General features: G+C 72.8%; 15 protein-coding genes and 1 pseudogene. 7 read left to right on the top strand and 9 right to left on the bottom strand.

The window, feature by feature from the left end:
• Window positions 1-800 precede the first annotated feature (800 nt).
• The 3 genes and pseudogenes from CG736_RS14700 (at window position 801) to CG736_RS37710 (ending at window position 2,437) form a co-directional block, all read left to right on the top strand.
• A complete protein-coding gene (locus CG736_RS14700; RefSeq protein WP_100586651.1) occupies window positions 801-1,628 on the top strand; it encodes a lipase family protein in 828 nt (275 codons plus the stop codon).
• 315 nt (window positions 1,629-1,943) lie between these two features.
• A pseudogene (locus CG736_RS38920) lies at window positions 1,944-2,057 on the top strand (hypothetical protein); the annotation flags it as partial.
• Between the two features lie 143 nt (window positions 2,058-2,200).
• On the top strand, window positions 2,201-2,437 hold the full coding sequence (locus tag CG736_RS37710; protein ID WP_369880197.1) for a universal stress protein: 237 nt from the start codon (window positions 2,201-2,203) through the stop codon (window positions 2,435-2,437).
• A gap of 6 nt (window positions 2,438-2,443) precedes the next feature.
• Here the strand turns inward: CG736_RS37710 and CG736_RS14690 are convergent, their stop codons facing one another.
• Complete coding sequence (locus CG736_RS14690) at window positions 2,444-6,049, bottom strand: hydantoinase B/oxoprolinase family protein (RefSeq protein WP_100586650.1); 3,606 nt, start codon at window positions 6,047-6,049, stop codon at window positions 2,444-2,446.
• A gap of 145 nt (window positions 6,050-6,194) precedes the next feature.
• Between CG736_RS14690 and CG736_RS14685 the strand changes: the two genes are divergently transcribed.
• Complete coding sequence (locus CG736_RS14685) at window positions 6,195-7,406, top strand: NAD(P) transhydrogenase subunit alpha (RefSeq protein WP_100586649.1); 1,212 nt, start codon at window positions 6,195-6,197, stop codon at window positions 7,404-7,406.
• Here CG736_RS14685 and CG736_RS14680 read toward each other — a convergent pair.
• Window positions 7,403-7,990 (bottom strand): hypothetical protein, encoded by a 588-nt coding sequence (locus tag CG736_RS14680; protein ID WP_100586648.1) that lies wholly within the window; start codon window positions 7,988-7,990, stop codon window positions 7,403-7,405. The genes CG736_RS14685 and CG736_RS14680 overlap by 4 nt on opposite strands.
• Window positions 7,991-8,283: 293 nt before the next feature.
• On the opposite strand from CG736_RS14680, the gene CG736_RS38915 reads away from it, so the two are divergent.
• Together CG736_RS38915 and CG736_RS14670 are read left to right on the top strand one after the other, a co-directional pair.
• Window positions 8,284-8,823 (top strand): glycoside hydrolase family 3 C-terminal domain-containing protein, encoded by a 540-nt coding sequence (locus CG736_RS38915; RefSeq protein WP_369880201.1) that lies wholly within the window; start codon window positions 8,284-8,286, stop codon window positions 8,821-8,823.
• Window positions 8,824-9,825: 1,002 nt separating this feature from the next.
• Window positions 9,826-10,167 (top strand): hypothetical protein, encoded by a 342-nt coding sequence (locus tag CG736_RS14670; protein ID WP_100586647.1) that lies wholly within the window; start codon window positions 9,826-9,828, stop codon window positions 10,165-10,167.
• Window positions 10,168-10,282: 115 nt separating this feature from the next.
• Here CG736_RS14670 and CG736_RS14665 read toward each other — a convergent pair whose 3' ends face one another.
• The 4 genes from CG736_RS14665 to CG736_RS14650 form a co-directional block, all read right to left on the bottom strand.
• Window positions 10,283-11,149 carry a hypothetical protein gene (locus tag CG736_RS14665; RefSeq protein ID WP_100586646.1) on the bottom strand — a complete coding sequence of 289 codons (867 nt, stop codon included), beginning with the start codon at window positions 11,147-11,149 and terminating at the stop codon, window positions 10,283-10,285.
• A complete protein-coding gene (locus CG736_RS14660; RefSeq protein ID WP_100586645.1) occupies window positions 11,146-13,023 on the bottom strand; it encodes a GMC family oxidoreductase in 1,878 nt (625 codons plus the stop codon). The genes CG736_RS14665 and CG736_RS14660 overlap by 4 nt, the downstream gene beginning before the upstream one ends.
• Window positions 13,020-13,436, bottom strand: a complete 417-nt coding sequence (locus CG736_RS14655; RefSeq protein ID WP_100586740.1) for a hypothetical protein — start codon at window positions 13,434-13,436, stop codon at window positions 13,020-13,022. The genes CG736_RS14660 and CG736_RS14655 overlap by 4 nt, the downstream gene beginning before the upstream one ends.
• 70 nt (window positions 13,437-13,506) lie before the next feature.
• Window positions 13,507-13,956, bottom strand: a complete 450-nt coding sequence (locus tag CG736_RS14650; RefSeq protein ID WP_100586644.1) for a hypothetical protein — start codon at window positions 13,954-13,956, stop codon at window positions 13,507-13,509.
• 301 nt (window positions 13,957-14,257) lie between these two features.
• On the opposite strand from CG736_RS14650, the gene CG736_RS14645 reads away from it, so the two are divergent.
• The gene (locus tag CG736_RS14645) at window positions 14,258-15,589 is read left to right on the top strand and encodes an NADH-quinone oxidoreductase subunit D (protein WP_100586643.1); all 1,332 of its coding nucleotides are present in this window, start codon (window positions 14,258-14,260) and stop codon (window positions 15,587-15,589) included.
• A 99-nt stretch (window positions 15,590-15,688) separates the two neighbouring features.
• On the opposite strand, the gene CG736_RS14640 is transcribed toward CG736_RS14645, so the two are convergent.
• The 3 genes from CG736_RS14640 to CG736_RS14630 form a co-directional block, all read right to left on the bottom strand.
• The gene (locus tag CG736_RS14640) at window positions 15,689-16,774 is read right to left on the bottom strand and encodes an arylcarboxylate reductase (protein WP_100586642.1); all 1,086 of its coding nucleotides are present in this window, start codon (window positions 16,772-16,774) and stop codon (window positions 15,689-15,691) included.
• Window positions 16,771-17,733, bottom strand: a complete 963-nt coding sequence (locus tag CG736_RS14635; protein ID WP_100586641.1) for a malonyl transferase — start codon at window positions 17,731-17,733, stop codon at window positions 16,771-16,773. The genes CG736_RS14640 and CG736_RS14635 overlap by 4 nt, the downstream gene beginning before the upstream one ends.
• Before the next feature lie 469 nt (window positions 17,734-18,202).
• Window positions 18,203-18,964, bottom strand: coding sequence for a thioesterase II family protein (locus tag CG736_RS14630; RefSeq protein ID WP_100586640.1), 762 nt, complete (start codon window positions 18,962-18,964; stop codon window positions 18,203-18,205).
• Window position 18,965: the final 1 nt, after the last annotated feature.

The raw sequence follows: 18,965 nt of genomic DNA, 5'->3' as shown, positions 1-18,965 counted from the left end.
GCCGACCTGCCGGTGCCTCCGGGCACACCCCCGCAACGGAGCGGCCCGACGACAGTCCTGGCCGGCCGGGGCCTTCCCGGCGCGGGACAGGCAATCGGAAGGGCGCGTGAAACCGGCACAGTCGGAATCCGATGATTCCCTTGACGGAGCATCGCCCACCCGACAGCCGCACTGTGGTTGCGCCGGAGCGACCCAGTCCTGCGGAGTGCCCCTGCCGAGCGATGTGAACGCACGCTCACGACCACCGCGGCCGCCACAACAGAAAGTCCGCCTCCGCCACTCAAGCGGAAACGGCCTCCGACCTGCGAACACGCTGTCAGGACGACAGGACTTGACCCTGCGGCCCTCGTCCCCGGGCGCCGGCTGTCTTGCCGATTGGCCGCCTGCTCGACACGGCGACAGGCAGCTGAGAGCGGACATCCGCCCGAGCCCCCACGGCGGATGCGGCGGAGCATGAGACCCCTGGCCCGCCGGAACGCCGAATGCGCTGTCGCAGGTCACGCGGCCTCTCCGGGGTGGGCCCGATGCGGCCCTGGCCGATGCCGGTTCAGTGGCCTGACCGACTGTCATGCGGTTCCGCCTCGGTCGGGCCGGCCGGTGCGACAGGTGGCCGAGCCCGTGATCGGTGTCGCGAACCAGGGTTTCCGGGTGCCGGGACGGCTCCTTCGCGGTCGGTGCGGCCCGCGACTCCGTGGTGGTTGCGTCCGTCCGAATGGCCTCCAGCGCCGCCGACTCCTCTTCGTTCGTATGCGGGAATGGGTTGCTGAGCGACCCACTGGCCCGCTTCCTGGAGGACACCGATGGCCATCCCCGCCCTGGACCACTCGACGACCCGCTACTCCCTCCCCCACGCCTACTGGATGGCGCAGGCCGCCGGGCTGGCCGTGCTGGACCGGGCCGGCATCGAGGAGAAGGCCCATGCCTGGGGCTTCGACGAGGTACGCCACTTCGAGTCGACGCACCGGATGCCGTTCCCGATCGAAGACACCCAGGCCTACACCATGGCCAGCGACCGCATGATCGTCACCGGCTTCCGCGGCACCGAGGTCCTGAAGATCTACGACTGGCTCACCGACGTCAACACTCCGCCCGTCCCCGGACCGGCCGACAAGGGCTTCGTCCACTACGGCTTCCACCAGGCCCTGCTGTCCGTCTACCCCCGGATCCGCGACACCGTCCAGGAACTGCGCACCGACGGGCAGAGCGTCTGGTTCACCGGCCACAGCCTCGGCGGCGCCCTCGCCATGCTGGCCGGCGCCAACTGGTACTTCGAGGATCCCCACCAACTCCCCGACGGTGTCTACACCTTCGGCCAGCCCCGCACCTGCGAACGCCTCCTCGCCGACGCCCACAACGCGGCCTTCAGGAACCGCTGTTACCGCTTCGTCAACAACAACGACATCGTCCCCCAACTCCCGCCCGAGCCGGTCTTCACCCACGTCGACGCGCTCCGCTACTTCGACGCGGACGGAAACCTCCACGAGGCCATGCCGTTCATCACCGGACTGATGGACCGGGGCAAGGGCTTCCGCCAGGACATGTTCGCCCCCGAGACCGACGGCATCAGGGACCACCACCTCCCCAACTACCTCGCCGCGTTCGAGAAGAACCTCGCCAAGACCGGCTGACCAGGTACGCACCTCAGCGAGTTGACGATTGTCGAGAGCACATGATCCGGATCCGGCCTCCGGAACCCGGATCATGGCGCGAATCCCGTTCCTCACGCCGAAACACGACCGTGCGCGCCCCGCCCCGCCCGGCGAACGGGGACGCGGCCGAGGATCCAGAACGACCTCGATCTCGATCACCACCGCGCGCCGTCCCGACGGCCAGCTGCGGCTCACCGCCGTCAGCAACCCGGTCGGCGATCGCTGGACACACCAGCACGACCCCACCGGCGGCGTGATCGGGAGACCGACTTCGCCGGCCGCACCGTCCGCTACTTGCGGGACCTGACCGGCGTCCTGGCCGCCCCCACCAACGCCGCCGGGCAGCGCGTCGAGTACGTCCGCGACGCCCAGGACCGCACCGTCGAAATGCACGCCGGCGACCGGGTCACCCGGTACACCCACGACGGCGCGGGCCGGGTGCTGACTCTCGGCCGGGTCACTGCCTTCTCGTACGACCTGCTCGGCCGCCGCACCGGCCTGCGCACCCCCGCCGGCGCCGAGTCGCTTGGGGCAGCCGGCACGGAAGGCCCTTGCCGAGAGCGTCGAGAAGGCCGTGGGCGCTCGACCGCCGGTGGACGTCCGGCTCAGGGTCGAGAAGGGCAACCCCGGCCTGGGTCCTGCTGTCCGCCGCCCGGGAGCGGGCGGCCCTGCTGGTCGTCGGGCACCGCAGCCGCGGCGGTTTCGAAGGCCCGCTGCTGGGCTCCGTCGGGCAGTACTGCGTGCAGCACGCGCCCTGCCCGGTCGTGGTCGTACGCACCGAGGACTGACGGCCGCTACGCACCTCTGCGGACGGGCCGCTCCGGTGGTTCCGGCTCGCCGTATCCGCCGCCGCCCGGGGTCTCGACCTCCAGCACGTCGTCCGGCTCGACGTGCACGGTCGCGAAGCCGGCCAGTGGCTCGACCGTGCCGTCCCGGCGCAGCAGCCGGTTGGAGCCGAGGGCGCCGGGTGCGCCGCCGGCCATGCCGTACGGGGGGACGCGGCGGTGGCTCGACAGGATGCTGACCGTCATCGGCTCGCGGAAGCGGATCCGCCGCACCACGCCGTCACCGCCCCGATGGCGGCCTGTTCCGCCGCTGCCGGACCGGACGGCGAACTCGTCGAGGAGGACGGGCAGTCGCCACTCCAGGACTTCCGGGTCGGTCAGCCGTGAGTTGGTCATGTGGGTCTGGACGGCGGCGGCTCCGTCGAAGTCGGGGCCCGCGCCGGCGCCGGAGGCGATGGTTTCGTAGTACTGGTGGCGGTCGTTGCCGAGGGTGAGGTTGTTCATCGTTCCGGACCCCTCGGCCTGGAGGCCGAGGGCGGCGTAGAGCGCGCCGGTGACGGCCTGTGAGGTCTCGACGTTGCCGGCGGCGACGGCGGCCGGCGGGCGCGGGGCGAGCATCGAGCCGGGTGGGACGACGATCCGCAGCGGGCGCAGGCAGCCGTCGTTGAGCGGGATGTCGTCGGCCACCAGGGTGCGGAAGACGTACAGCACCGCGGCGTTCACCACGGCGGACGGCGCGTTGAGGTTGCTGTCGAGTTGGGCCGAGGTGCCGGTGAAGTCCACGGTGGCGGTGCGTCGGCGGCGATCCACCCGGATCCGCACCGCGATCACCGCGCCGGTGTCGGTCTCGTACCGGTAGGAGCCGTCGGCGAGTTCGCCGATCGCCTCGCGCACTGCCCGTTCGGCGTTGTCCTGCACGTGCCGCATGTAGGCCTGGACCACGTCGAGTCCGAACTGCGCGACCATCGCGTTGACTTCGTCGATTCCCTTGCGGTTGGCGGCGATCTGGGCCCGCAGGTCGGCGAGGTTGGTGGCCGGGTCGCGCGAGGGGTGGGGTGCGTCGGTGAGCAGGCGCAGCGTCTCGGCCTCGCGGAGCCGGCCGTCCGCCACCAGCAGCCAGTTGTCGAACAGGACGCCTTCCTGCTCGATCTCCCGGCTGGTCGCCGGCATCGAGCCGGGGGTGATCCCGCCGATCTCGGCGTGGTGCCCGCGGGAGGCGACGAAGAACAGGATCTCGCGGCCGGCCGGGTCGAAGACCGGGGTGACGACGGTGATGTCGGGCAGGTGGGTGCCGCCGTGGTAGGGGTCGTTGACGGCGTAGGAGTCGCCCGGCCGCATCTCCGGCCCGCGGCGGCGGAGCACTTCCTTGACGGTGGTGCCCATCGAGCCCAGGTGCACCGGGATGTGCGGGGCGTTGGCGACCAGGTTGCCCTGCGGGTCGAACAGTGCGCAGGAGAAGTCCAGTCGCTCCTTGATGTTGACGGACTGGGCGGTCGACTCCAGCCGGGCTCCCATCTGCTGCGCGATCGCCATGAAGAGGTTGTTGAACACCTCCAGCAGCACCGGGTCGGCCTCGGCGGTGACCGCGGGCCCGGCCCGGTCGGCGATCTGCTCGATCTGCAGGTGGCCGGCGGGGGTGACGGTGGCGCGCCAGCCGTCGTCCACCACCGTGGTGGCACCGGCCTCGGCGATCACGGCCGGCCCGGTGACGGTGTCGGCCGGGCGCAGCCACTCGCGTTGCAGCAGCGGCACCTCGCGCCACCGGCCGCCGGTGGCCATCCGGACGGCGGGGCGCACGGCAGGTCCGTTCCGGTGGACCTGCGGCGCGCCCAGGTCCGGCTGCTCGGTGAGGCCGGTGGCCTCCACCGCGAGGGCTTCGACGACGATCGGACGGTCCATCAGGAAGGAGTAGGTGGCCAGGTGCCGCTCCTTGAACTCCCCCTCCATGTCGTGGAGTTCGCCGAGAACGACGTCCAGGGTCGTGTCGGTGCCGTGGTACCGCAGCCGGGCCCGGCGGGCCAGCCGGATCCGGTCCGGCGCGATCCCCTGCTCCCGCAGCTCGGACGTGGCGCCCGCCGCCAGTTCCTCGGACAGTGCGCGCAGGTCCGCCATGGCCTCGGCCTCCAACCGGCGTTCGACGGCGTGCTCGCGCAGCACGGTGGTGTCGGCCAGGCCGATGCCGAGTGCGGAGAGCACCCCGGCCATCGGCGGGACCAGCACCGTGCGGATGCCGAGCGCCTCGGCCACCATGCAGGCGTGTTGGCCGCCGGCGCCGCCGAAGGTGGTCAGCGCATACCTGGTGACGTCGTGGCCCTGCTGCACCGAGATCCGTTTGATCGCGTTGGCGATGTTGCCGACCGCGATCCGCAGAAAGCCTTCCGCGGCCTGTTCCGGCGAGCAACTCGTCCCCGAGTCCGCGGCGATCCGGTCGGCCAGGACGGTGAATTGACGGCGGACCAGGTCGAGATCGGGCGGCTGGTCGCCGTCCGGCCCGAGGACGCGCGGGAAGTGCTCGGCCTGGATCCGGCCGAGCAGCAGGTTGGCGTCGGTGACCGTGAGCGGCCCGCCCCGCCGGTAGCAGGCGGGCCCCGGGTCGGCGCCGGCCGAGTCCGGGCCGACCCGCAGCCGCCCGCCCTCGAAGCGCAGCACCGAGCCGCCGCCGGCCGCCACCGTACGGATCGCCAGCATCGGCGCCCGCAGCCGCACCCCGGCGACCTCGGTGGTCACCACCCGTTCGAACTCGCCCGCGTAGTGCGACACATCGGTGGACGTGCCGCCCATGTCGAAGCCGATCACCCGCTCGAATCCGGCCAGTCGGGACATCCGCACCATGCCGACGATGCCGCCGGCCGGGCCGGACAGGATCGCGTCCTTGCCGCGGAAGTGGCCGGCCGCGGCGAGACCGCCGTTGGACTGCATGAACATCACCGGTACGCCGCTCAACTCCCCTTCCACCTGCCGGACGTAGCGCCGCAGGCCGGGCGAGAGGTAGGCGTCGGCCACGGCTGTGTCGCCGCGCGGCACCAGTCTCATCAGCGGACTTGCCTCGCTGGACAGTGACACCTGGCCGAAGCCGAGCCGCTCGGCCAGCCGACCGATCTCCCGCTCGTGCGCGGGGTGCAGGTAACTGTGCAGGCAGAGCACCGCGAGCGCGTCGATGCCGTCCCTCCGGCACTGGCGCAGCTCCGCTTCGAGCCGGTCCAGGTCGGGCCGGCGCAGTACCGTGCCGTCGGCGGTGATCCGTTCGTCCACCTCGATCACCCGGGCGTACAGCGGTTCGGGGAGGGTGATCTCCCGGGCGAAGATCTGCGGGCGGTTCTGGTAGCCGATCCGCAGCGCGTCGGCGAAGCCCCGGGTCACCACCAGCGCGGTCGGTTCACCCGCTCGCTCCAGCAGGGCGTTGGTGGCCACCGTGGTGCCCATCCGCACCGATTCGATTCGTTCGTCGCCGGACGGGAGCAGGGCCCGGATGCCGGCGACGGCCGCGTCGCGGTAGCGGGCCGGGTCGTGCGAGAGCAGCTTGCGGGTCATCAGCCGGCCGTCGGGCGCCAGCGCGACCACGTCCGTGAAGGTGCCGCCGCGGTCCACCCAGAACTGCCAGCCCCGGCCGGGCATTTCGGTCCCTTCCGCCGCCTCGGGACGCAGGTTCGGCGGGCCACGCCCGACGGCGCCCCTCGTCGAGTATCCGCCCGGAGGAGCCGGGGTCGCAAACAAGGACATACTGAACATACGGCCAGCCCCGGAGGGCGGTGAGACGCACATGGAGACCGGAGCACCCCGGACCGTCGGCGTTTTCCGGGAGACGGTGCCGGGCGAGCGACGAGTGGCCCTGGTGCCCGACGTGGTTCCCGCCGTCGGGCGGCTCGGGCTGACGGTCCTGATCGAGCCAGGCGCCGGCGCCCAGGCCTGGCTGCACGACGAGGCGTACCTCGCGGCCGGAGCCGAACTCGCCGGACACGCGCAGCTGTTGCACCGCGCCGACGTGCTCCTCGGGGTGCATCCGCCGGCCCTCGACCGACTGCACGACCTGCGCCCCGGGCAGCTGCTGATCGCCCTCCTGCGCCCCGCCGCGATCCCCCGCCCGGTGGGGCAGTGGGCCGACCGGGGGGTCACCGCGATCGGCCTCGACCTGGCGGACACCCGGCTGCCCGCGGCCCGTCCGATGGACGCCACGACGTCCCAGGCGCGGATCGCCGGCTACCGGGCGGTGCTGCTCGCGGCCGAACGGCTGGGCCGGTGCCTGCCGCCCTGGGGCACGGCGGACACGGCGTTCGAGCCGGTCCGGACGCTGGTGGTCGGCGCCGGGCCCGAGGGGCTCCAGGCCGTCGACACCGCCCGCCGCCTCGGCTCCCGCGTACAGGTCGTCGAACTGCGCCGCCAGGAGCGGGCGCAGGCCCTCGCACTCGGTGCCGAGCTGGTGGCCCTGCCCGGATTCGACCCGGTGGCCGGCGACCTGGAACTGTGCGACACGCTGGCGCACCGCCGCTCCGCGCTGGGCGAGGTGCTCGCGGCGGTCGTGCCCCACTTCGACCTCGTGGTGACCGCACTCGACGTGCCCGGCGGGGAGCCGCCGATGCTGCTGCGCACCGACGCGGTGGCGGCCATGCGCCCCGGCTCGGTCCTGGTCGACCTGACGGCCGGGCCCGCGCACGTCCCCGCCCCCGCAGACAGCTGGGCGCAGGGCAACCTCGAGTGCGCCCGGCCCGGCGCCACGACGCTGGTCGGCGACGGGGTGATCGTCATCGGCGCCGGTGAACTCGCCGCCCAGGTCCCCGGGACGGCCTCGGAGGCGTACGCGCACAACGTGCTGGCGCTGCTGACCCACCTGACCCGGCGCGACGGGCTCCGCGTCGATCCGACCGATCCGGTGCAGGACGCCATGGTGGTGACCCACCGCGGAGCCGTCCGGCACGCCGCGACACGACGACTGCTCGCCGACGCGACGGCGACCGCCGGTCCACCTCCGCCCTAGCTCCGGCCCCGTCCCGGCGACGCGGGGCCGGTGAACAGCAGGGCGTACCGCCCGATCGCACCGGCGTGCTCCGCGCACTGCTGGTAGTGCCCGGACAGCAGGACCAGGTCGGCGGCGGTGCCGACGTCGACCGGAGCCTCTGCCGCGAGCAGCCCCTCGTACAACAGGCGCTGCCGCCGGACCGTCCCGGGCACGTCCGACAGCAGGTCCGCGACGGCCTCCGGTGCGGCCTGCTCCAGGACGTCGGCCGCCCTGCCGACCAGACCGACGGCCTGGTCGGCGACGGCTCGCAGGCTCGTGAGCAGCTGCTCCGGAAACGGCTCGCGGTCCTGCCGCGACCAGGCCACCTCCAGCAGCCGCTGGGCGAGCACCCCCAGCCACTCCACCTCGCGGCCCACCTGAACGCCGGCCACCACGGCCTGCAACCCGGCGGGCGCGGCACCCGCGTCCTCCTCGATCCGCCCGCGGAGTTCCGCCAGCGCCTTCTCCGACCGCACCACCCCGTCCGCCGCGCCGACCTCGGCCGTCAGCGCTGCGGTCGCGCCGTCCAGCGCCTCTGCGGCGAGCCGGACCAGACCCGCCAACTCACCGACAAAAGCCCGCAGTTCACCAACACCGGTATCCGACATCGGTCGGCTCCCGTCTCGCTCGGAACACCGAACCCGCCCGCTCGGCCACGTCGCGCAGCCCCTCCCCGACAGTCTCCTCCCGGCGCCCGACCGGCAACCACCCCTGACGACAGCCGCGAGGCGCGACCGTCACGCTCCACGTCCAGCCTGCCACTCCACGCGAAAGCACCTCGGCGGTCGGCGGTCCGCTTCCGGTCCGGCCACGGACACGGCGAGGCGCCGGAAAAGGCGCAGATTTACGGGGCGACATCTGCCGCTCCGGTCAGTCACGGTTCGGTGCCTGTCTCGCGGACGAGCTTCGGTCCGGTCTCCTTCTCGCTCGGCCACGCCGCGCCGACCGTCTCCCCGGACGCGAGCTGATCGAGCAGGCCGTCGAGGCCGCCCGCACGGCCGAGGTCGCGATGGTCGTGGTCGTGGTCGGCACCACCGAGGAAGAGGAAGTGGAGAGCGAAGACATGGACCGGGCCGACCTGCAACTGCCCGGACGCCAGGACGAACTGGTCTCCCGGGTCGCCGCGGCCAACCCGCGCACCGTGGTCGTGGTCGACGCGGGCGCCCCGGTACTGATGCCGTGGCGCGAGGAGATGGCGTCCGCACTGATCTGCTGGTTCCCCGGCCAGCAGGCCCGCGAGGCGCTCGTCGACGTACTGCTCGGCACGGTCGACCCGGGCGGCCGGCTGCCCACCACCTGGCCCGCCGATGAGGCCGACAGCCCGGTCCGGGAGGCCGTGCCGACCGAAGGCCAACTCGACTACTCCGAGGACCTGTTCATCGGCTACCGGGCCTGACAGCGCCGGGCCGGCGTACCCGCGTACTGGTTCGGGACCGGCGGCGGCTGCACGACCTGGTCCTCCGAGAGCGTCGAGGTACGCCTCGCGGACGGCTCTGCCGAAGAGCTCGTCGAGTTTTCCTTCCGAGCGTGCAACACCGGGCAGCGTCCCGGCCGCGAGGTGGTGCAGGTCTACCCGGCCACCGACGGCTCGGACCGCAGCCGCCCCGACCGCCGGCTCGTCGGCTTCGCTGTCGTCGAGGCCGCACGCTGCGCCGTCGCGACCGCTCGGATCGCTCGCCCCCTTCGCTGGTCGCGTCCGGCAGGAATCTCGCCCGGACAGGCGAAACCTGCAAGGTGGGCTCCCTTCGCCGGCATTGTCCGGATCAGGTGGTGGAGGTCGCCTTCCGGTCTCACAGACCTTCCAGCCTCTCAGCCCGACCGCTGACAGACGCCCCGTGCGACGTCGCCGCCCAGCACCGGGGCCATCCGGTCGAACTCCCTCGCTCGCCCTGCAGGCTTCTTCCCACGATACTCCCGCCGCCCCGTCCGTAAACCGGGGACGGGCGGACCGGTCGCTGTCCGGACGAACCGGCCGACCGGCCGGGGCTGAGCAGGCAGCGGCCCGCCGTCCTGCCGGTCGTCCACCGGTCCTGAGGTGGCCGTGGGCGGCGATGGCCCGAAGCAGGGTGAGGTTGCCCCGGACGGTGCCGCCGAGGCCGGCCGCATGCGACAAGTGGGGCTGCCAGTCCGGTAGTTGCCGCGAGGGCGGTGGCGCCGCCGACGGCGATCAGGACGGCGGTGCGGGCCCGGACGGGGACCCGGGTGACGAGCGGGGTGCACGGGGTCCGGCCGAGGCCGGCCGGGCCCGACGCCCGGGCGGCAGGGACGGATCCGGACGCGCGCGGTGAACGGCGGGACGTGGGGGCGAGGCCACGGCGAGTCGCCGGAACGCTGCGGCGCGCTCGAATGCCTTGGGCCGGGCGGCAGTTGGAGGTGTCTCGGGAGGTGGCGGCCAGGGGTGGCGCAGGGCACCGGGCAGCCCGGCGTCGACCGCAGCCGGTACAAGGTGCGGGTGGAAGCGGAGCGGCGGCGGGTGAGGCTGGAGCTGGAGTCCGAGATCCAGGTGCTCGGCCTGGAGAACGTCATGGTGCTCAAGATGCTCAGGGAGATCTCCCAGGCGCCCGTTCCGCAGTTCATCAGCGGGAGCGACCTCTCGGCGTTCCTCGAAACGCTGCCGATCACCCGTCTCGACGGGCTGATGGACCGGATGCGGACCCTGCGCGTGGGGGCCGGGATCGAAGGCGCTCAGCGGCCCTCGCTGCCCGAGGCGGATGGCGAGGAGGCCGGGAAGAAGGGGTGAGACGCGCGTCGGCCGGTACGGGCGCCGGCCGTCGGGGCGGGCTGACCGGCCGGCTCGCCGCCCGCTCCCCGGCGCGGGCGGCGCCCGGCGTCCCGCCTGCCGTCTTCTCGCTCGCTCAGCCCTTGGCGGGAATGTAGTAGGGGCGGTTGTGGGCGGCCACGGGAGCCGACTGGTAGGTCCAGACGCCGGCGGCGCGGGAGTCGGCGAGGAGGTCGGTGAGGTGGCGGCCGACGCCGTCGGCGGGGTCGGTGACGGTGAGTCGGACCCGGGCGCGGGTGGTGTCGTCGAGCAGGTGGTACTGGTAGGGCTGGTAGACGTTCATCGGACCGGCGAGCAGGCCGCCCACCGGGTCGGTGCCGTAGCCGGTGATGGGGGTGTTGTTGACGGGCTCGGGGGTCAGGCCGGCCAGGTCGGCCTCGAAGGAGAACAGGGCACGGTCCCAACGGTCGATGCCGGTACGGTCCTCGGAGAGTCCGGCCTGTCGGCAGGTGACCGACCAAGTCCGTTGGTGCGTCGGCCCGTTGAGGGATGGCATGGTGGTCTCGAACCACGCCGGGTACTTGGGTTCGGCGTAGAGCCTGCGGCCGGCGTCGATGGCGAGCGGGTTGTCGCACAGGACGTGGATGCGGGCGATGCCCAGGAGTTTGGTCTGGTCGAAGCCCCGCGCGTACTGCTCGTAGCCGACCTCCGGCAGGCGGCCGACGGCGCCTGCGGGGTGGGCGACGATGTTGACCTCGATCTCCTGGGTGATGCCGCCGCCGTTCGGGTACTGGGCGAAGTAGAGCTGGTAGTTGAGCGAGACGCAGGCGCGCCCGTCGAAGTCCGCGGCGACCAGGTCGGGGTGGTGCTCGGCGAGGACCTCCCGGACGGGGCCCGGATCGGTCAGCCAGTCGAGGCCGATGTTGTGCAACGCTCCGTAGTGGAACGGCAGTTGGTACGGCGCAGGGACGGGCGGCAGGGGCAGCGGCTGGTCCGGGCTCATCGGCGGTCGGCTCCTCGGAGTGCGGGGTCGGCAGTGCCGCCCGGCCCGCGGACGGAGCCGGGGCGGCGGCGGGCGAGCAGGTCGCGGTGGATCTCGTCGCTGCTGCGCAGGGCGAGGGCGGCCATGGTCAGCGACGGGTTGGAGGTGGCGACGGTGGGCATGCTGCCGCAACCGATGGCGTACAGGTTGGGGTGGTCCCAGCAGCGCTGCCACTCGTCGACCACGGAGGTCGCGGGCGAGTCGCCCATGATGTGGGTGCCCGCCCCGTGCCCGGCGCCCCGGTAGGCGTAGGACCGGCCCTCGTACTCGAAGTGGCCCGGCCAGGCCGGTCCCGCATCGAAGCGGGTGTGGTCCTCGGCGCCGAGCAGGCCGAAGAGCTGGTCGGAGACGCTCTTCGCGGCGACGATGCCGCGTTTGACGTGGTCGGACAGGTCGTAGTGCAGCACCGGGCGCGGGTTGCCCAGCGCGTCCCGGTGGCGGGGGTCGATGGTGACCCGGTTGGCCGGGTCGGCGTCCTGTTCCATCTCGAACTGGAACGCGAACTCCCGGCCGATCCGGTCGGCCAGGGTGCGCCGCAGTTGCGGGCCGAACAGGCCGCGGCCATCCGGGCCGCCGCTGCGCAGGAGTTCGGCGACCCGGCCGTCCGGCGGGCCGAGCGCCCAGCTCCAGCCCCAGTTGCCGATCTCGATCCGGAACGGGGCGCGACGGGCCCTGGCCGCCCCGAAGCGGAAGCCCTCCAGGCCGGAGGTCGAACCGGGGCCCCGGTAGGGGCCGATCTGACGCGGCATCAGTCCCCAGGTCAGCAGGACCGGGTGGTCCATCAGGTTGCGCCCGACCTGGTCGCTGCTGTTGGCCGCGCCGGAGGCCAGCAGCAGCCTCGCGTTCTCGATCGCGTGCGCGGCCAGCACGACGAGGTCGGCGTCGGCGGTGTGCGTGCTCGCCGTGGCGGGCGTGGCGGCGTCGTCGCGGCAGACCCGGTACTCGACACCGGCGGCCCGGCCGTTGCCGGCGATCCGCACCCGGGTGACGACGGCCCGGGTGACCAGGGTGACCGACGGGCCCCACCGGGCCTGTGTCCGCAGGGGCGTGTACTTGGCGCGGGACGGGCAGATCGGCACACAGCTGGCGTGGCCCTGGCACGGCCGCCCGGCGGCCGGCTCGTCGGGGTCGGCGTCCGGGTGGGGCAGTCCGTTGCGGGCGTGCGGCGTGGTGACGACCCGCAGGCGGGTCGGGCCCTGCCCGCCCGGCTCCTGCACCGACCTGCCGTCCAGCGCCTTCGCCATCACCTCGTCCAGGTAGCTGCGCGGGATCGACCGCATCGGGAACCGGTACCCGTCGGGGAACGGCAGGCCGACGCCCTCACGCTGTTCGTCGACGTCGCCGGCCACCCCGATCTCCCGTTCAGCGGCCCGGTAGTACGGCTCCAGGTCTCCGTAGCCGATCGGCCAGTTCCGGCCGTGCCCGAAGTCCGCCGCGCGGAAGTCCTCCGGGTGCATGCGCGGCGCGAGTCCCGTCCAGGCCAGTCCGGTGCCGCCGTTGGCCCGCAGGTATCCGCTGGCGTAGGGCAGCGGGCCGCGCTGCACGAAGTACCCGTCCGAGCGGAACCCGCCGCCGGTGTCGCCGGAGAGATCCGTCACGTCCGGCGAGTCAATCCAACGACCGGCTCCGTAAGGAGAGTTGGGCACCTTCGCCACGGCCGAGCGGTAGGACTCCACCGCGTCGAGATGCCCCTGCTCGGGATCGGGTGCGCCCTGGCCGGCCTCCAGGACCAGGACTCGCCAGCCCCGCGCACCGAGCTGCCCGGCGACCAGGGATCCGGCGAACCCGGCGCCGACCACGATCACGTCCCAGTGCCGCGCGTCCGGCGCGCTCACCACTGCTCCGCCGATACCGCGTCCGCGTCGCGGGCGGCCCCGAAGGCCGGCGCGGCGGACCAACTGCCGTGCCCCTGCGCCACCGTGCCCGGCGCGTGCCCGTGGAAGGTCCGCCACACCAGGCCTTCGGCGTAGGCGCGCGACGAGACCACGAAGGGCTCCCCGTCCGACAGCCCGGGCCATGTCCCGAGGTACCACAGGTGGGCCACGGCCCGGGCCAACTCCCGCACCGGCTCCCGGAGGAGCTCCGCCGAGCCACCGGCCGCCGCGGCCTCCAGCCGGCCCAGCCGCTCCGCGCCCGCCCGGTCCAGCACCACGGCCCGATAGTCACCCGCCATGCCGGTCGCGCGCAGTTCCTCGGCGCTGAAACCGGTCAGCTCCGCCGACACCGCGATGAACCGATCGACAAACACGGCCCGCCCCCATTGATCATCATGCACATGACGCCCATGCTGCCGTGATCATTCCTCGGACCGACCACGATCATGCACACCTCCGCAGACCGGCCGGATCACACCGCCGGCACACGGCGTGCGCCACGACCCGCGCGCCTCCTCCGCACCCCGCGAGCCCCGACCGGTGTCCACGGGAGAGCACGGGCGAAGAGGCGCCGCCCGCCAGGTGTACGCACCGGTCCCGGTGCGCGGCGACCTCGAACCGGCCGTCACCGGCCCGGCCACCGCCGGCACCGGCGGTGGAGGCGGCCGCCCACCCAAGGTGGTGACGGTTGCCGCCGGTGGTTGCGGAGACCGTGACGTGCCCGGCCAGGATGGTGCCGCCGACGGTGGTGGTGCAGGTGAGGGTGAGCGAGCCGGTGTTCTTGCCGCCGTCGGCGGCGGTGGGGGTGAACGCGCAGGTGCCGGTGCCGCCGCCGATGCGGCAGTCGGCAGTGCCGGCGGCGTACGCGGTGCCGGAGTAGTCTGCGTGCCCCACCCGCGAAGAATCCGAGCTGTCGCCGGGCAGGACTGGTGCCTCCGCAGGTCAACCGGGGCATGCAGCACGGTCGGAATGACGCTCCCTGCCGGTCGGACCGGCTTCCGGCGACGACTTCGTTCGGACCCTTCCGGCTCGCCGCGCTCGGCCTCGTCGCAGATGTACGCGATCCTGGACTCGATGAGCCCGAGCCGCCGATTCGCGACCGCTCGGACGGCCGCGGTCCTGTCGTGACCGATCACGCGCCGCGACACAGGCACATCGGGCGCCACCGGCGACCCGAGCGGAGGTCATACGGCTGATGAGCAGCGGCGAGCACGATTCGTCAGGAGCGCGGGACACCACCGAGGGCCGCGTCTACACCGTCACCGGCAGCAACTGGGGCGAGGTGGTCGACGCCGTCGCGCGGGCCGACGACGAGCGGATCATCGTCAACATGGGGCCGCAGCACCCGTCCACCCACGGCGTGCTGCGGCTGATCCTGGAGATCGACGGCGAGACGGTGAAACAGGCCCGCTGCGGCATCGGCTACCTGCACACCGGCATCGAGAAGAACATGGAGTTCCGCAACTGGGTCCAGGGCACGACCTTCGTGACCCGGATGGACTACCTGATGCCGCTGTTCAACGAGACCGCCTACTGTCTGGCGGTGGAGCGGCTGCTCGGCATCACCGAGCAGATCCCGGAGCGGGCCGACGTCATCCGGGTGCTGATGATGGAGCTCAACCGGATCTCCTCGCACCTGGTGGCGCTGGCCGCCGGCGGGATGGAGATCGGCTCCACCACGCTGATGGTCTACGGCTTCCGGGACCGCGAGGTCGTTCTCGACATCCTCGAACTGGTCACCGGCCTGCGCATGAACCACGGCTACGTCCGGCCGGGCGGCGTGGTGCAGGACCTGCCTGCCGGCGCCGTCGACAAGATCCGCGAAGGCGTGAAGCTGCTGCGCTCGCGGATGCACGAGTACGACAAGCTGGCGACCGGGAACCCGGCCTTCAAGGCTCGGCTGGTCGACGTCGGCCACCTGGACCTGGCCGGCTGCCTGGCGCTGGGTGCCACCGGGCCGATCCTGCGGGCCACCGGGCTGCCGCACGACCTGCGCAAGTCCGACCCCTACTGCGGCTACGAGAACTACGAGTTCGAGGTCGCGACGGCCGACACCGCGGACGCCTACGGGCGGTTCCTGATCCGGCTGGAGGAGATACGCCAGTCGCTGCGGATCGTCGAGCAGTGCCTGGGCAAGCTGGCCCCCGGCCCGGTCATGGTGGGCGACAAGAAGATCGCCTGGCCCGCCCAACTGGCGCTCGGCCCGGACGGGTTGGGCAACTCGCTCGACCACATCCGGAAGATCATGGGCGAATCCATGGAGGCGCTGATCCACCACTTCAAGCTGGTGACGGAGGGTTTCCAGGTCCCGGTCGGCCAGGCCTACGCGGCGGTCGAGTCCGCCAGGGGCGAGCTGGGCGCGCACGTCGTCTCCGACGGCGGCACGCGGCCGTACCGGGTGCACTTCCGCGACCCGAGTTTCACCAACCTCCAGACGATGGCGGCGATGTGCGAGGGCGGCCTGCTCGCGGACGTCATCGTCGCGGTGGCGAGCATCGACCCGGTGATGGGAGGCGTGGACCGGTGAGCACGGCCGCGTGTTCCTGACCGCATCCGGCCCGGGGGCGCCCGCCGAAGTCCGCGGCCGGGCGCCCCCTGCGGCCCGCCGTCGCCGTGGGGCGACGGTTCAGTAGAGGCCCTCGGGGGAGGAGCTGGCGATCTGGAGGGGGCGGACGTTGGCGACGCCGTCGGTGGGCCAGCGGTCGGTCGGGTGACGGAGGGCCTGGTCGCGTTCCAGGATGTTGGGGAGGAAGAGGTCCTCGTGGAGGACGGTGAGCCGGACCTGGCCGACCGTGCCGGGGGCGACCTGGGTCGAGGGGTCGGCCTTGTCGACCACCGCCATGGTGACCTGCGGGTAGTTCGGGACGTAGCTGATCAGTTCGCCGTCCCGCTCGATGTCCAGGCAGGCCGCGTTGCCGAAGGTGTTGCCGTAGGTCAGCCCGCAGATCCCGCCCTGCAGGGCGGCGGTGAAGGTCCGGTACATGTCGGCGCTGATCTGGGTCCCGCTCAGGCGCACGCCGTCGAGGGCGGCGACCAGGTCGGGCCGGCGCTGGCGGAGGGCCTGGAAGAGGGCCGGGGTGGTGTTGACGTAGTGCACCCGGCCCGGCGCGAGGACGTCGGCGATCTGCTCCAGCAGGTGGGTGGTGTAGTCGCCGACCTCGGAAAGGCGTCCCGCCCGGATCAGGCGCTTCACCCACCGGGGGTCCATGTCCACGGCGTACACCTGGCCGGCGTGGAGTTCGGACACCTCGTGGACGCCGTTCCCGATCAGGTGCGGTCCGGTGGGGGTGGCCTGCAGCCAGGTGCGGCCCGGCGCGAAGCCCTCCCGCACGAAGGACCAGCGGCGCCAGAGCGCCCGGTGCCGCAGCATGTCGGGGGTGTAGAACGCCCGGCAGGGGGTGCCGGTGGTGCCACCGGAGTCCCAGACCCGGCCGACGAGCGGCCTGGGCACCGACAGCGGGACGAGGTCCGCGGGGTCCTCCGTGCGCAGCCGGTCGAGCGGGAACGAGCCGAAGGCCACGAGCTGGTCGTAGCGGGTGATGTCGCGCGGGTCGAAGTCCAGCCGGGGGGCCTGCGCGAGCCAGTAGGGGCTTCCGGACACCGGGTCGAAGTGCCGCCGGACCACGGTGCGGGTCCACTCGTCGAGGTCGGTGTCCAGCCATCGGGCGATCTGGGCGTCCGGGTCGGTCCCGGTGGCGGTGGTGGCGGTCACGACAGGGCCGGGGCGCCGGTGAGGTCGATGCCGAGCTCGTAGGCGGTGGTCAGGGCCTGCTCGACGTGCTCGGGCCGCTCGATGTGCACCACCGGGAAGGGGAACGCCAGGATGCCCTCGGGAATCGAGGGGCCCATCACCAGCCCGAGCTGCACGCCCTGTTCCTTCATCCCGGTGTAGACGTCGACCAGGCTGATCGGGTCCGTGGAGTTGCGCTGGAAGAGGTCCCTGACGTCGTCGGCGGTGCGCAGGACCTTGGACTCCAGGCAGGACAGCAGGGGGAGCTCGGGGGCGCTGAAGGGGATCGCGTCGATCCGCGGGGCCATGAAGTCGCGGTAGGGCCGGCGCAGCGGGGTGTGGACGGCGATGGTGCGGCCGGGGAGCGGGACGACCGTTCCCGGCGGGGCCTCGGCGGCGAGCGCGCCGAGCGCTTCGGCGTGGCCGGCGAGCATCATGATGCGCTTGGTGCCGTCGACCGTGGGGCCGAAGTCGCCCGCCAGGTAGACGCCGGGGACGTTCTCGCCGGGGTGGGCGGGGGCGCCGTCGGCGAGGGAGCCGAAGGCGATGGCTATGCCCTGCTGCGGGTCCTCGGCGGGCGGTTCCGGGGTGTCGCGGGATCCGGCCAGCATCTCGAACAGCTCCCGTCGCCCCAGCGATCCGGCGAGGCAGCTGGCGGTCATCGCGCCGAGGCTGAGGCCGCCGATGGCCGCGGGGCGCAGGTTGAACGAGGCGAGCACGTCGTGCACGCCGATCGCGAGGGCGGCTTCGCGGACCGTGCCGACGCTCTGGCGCTCCTCCTGGGCGGTCGGGAGGTCCTCCTCCAGGATCTGTCCGACCGTCAGCCCGGTCCACGCGGAGACTTGCTCGTACCAGCCCTGCACGACCTCGTAGGTCCGGTAGAGCTCCAGGCCGTGCGGCTCGGTCCCGACGCCGCCGCCGAACAGGTACCCCAGACTCATGACAGCTCCTGTGAATTGGTGTGAAAGGAGGGAACGGTGGTGCGGCTGGGGCGTAGTGCGACAGAAGTGAACCCGACCGCACAATGCCGCAGAATCCGGCGTCCGGCGGACGCTCGGCAACTCGTCTCGCGATGCGATATCGAGACGATATCCGGATCTGGGAAAATCTCCGGCGACACAGCGGCGGAGGATATTCACCGCCTTCGGGAGGGATTTTCCCGGCCCGTACTCCAGGGAGCTCCCACGACGGGCGACGAAGGAACGGCGCACCCCTCCCTCTTCCAGGAATCGAGGAATTCCGGGAGAACGCGAGGTGGCCGGATCCTGACGCCGAGCATCCCGCGGGAGTGCGCCCGGGAAACCGGCGCGGGCCGGTTCGCGGCCCGGAGACGGCGAATCGGCCCGGCCCGACCTGCTCGGAGGTCGCCGACGGTGTCACTCCCCGCCCCCTCCCCCGCCGTCCGTGCTTTCAGGCGCGCAGCGCGCCGGTGAGCTGGTCGCGGAGCACGGCGGTCACCTCGTCCGCCCGGCTGGTGAGGTAGAAGTGCCCGCCGGGGAAGACCCTGAGGTCGAACGCGGCCGTCGTGCGGTCGCGCCAGCGGGCGGCCTCGGGGACCGGCGCCCAGTGGTCCTGGTCCCCCACCAGGGCGGTGACCGGGCAGCTGACCGCGGCGTCGCGGTCGGCGCGGTAGGCCCCCACCGCGCGGTAGTCGCCGCGCAGCGCGGGCAGCACCATCCCCAGCAGCTCCTCGTCCTCCAGGAGTCGGGCGTCGGTGCCGCTCATGGCCTTGAGTTCGGCCACGATGCCCTCGTCGTCGACCGGGTGGGAGGCGTCGGGCCGGTCCGCGGACGGCCCCTTGCGGCCGGAGAGGAAGAGGTGGTCGACCCGGCCGCCCGCGCGCTCGATCCGCCGGGCCACCTCGAAGGCGACGAGCGCGCCCATGCTGTGCCCGAAGAGGGTCAGGGGGAGGTCGTCCCAGCGGCGCAGCGCCTCGAACACCTCGTCGGCCACGCGGTGCAGGTCGTGGATGCCGGCCTCCTCCCGACGGTCCTGCCGGCCGGGGTACTGCACGGCCAGGACGTCGACCGGGCCGTGCAGTGCGGCGGACACCGGGAAGTAGAAACTCGCCGAGCCGCCGGCGTGCGGAAAGCAGACCAGTCGGCGCGCGGCCGTCGGCGAGGGATGGAAGCGACGGCACCACAGGTCGCTGTCCAAAGAGAGGGAGGTCATG

It is taken from the genome of Kitasatospora sp. CB02891 (assembly GCF_002803145.1).
In the GTDB taxonomy this organism is placed as follows: Bacteria; Actinomycetota; Actinomycetes; order Streptomycetales; family Streptomycetaceae; genus Kitasatospora; species Kitasatospora griseola.
The sequence above is the reverse complement of the archived record's forward strand: the minus strand, read 5'-3'. Positions and strand labels throughout refer to the sequence as shown.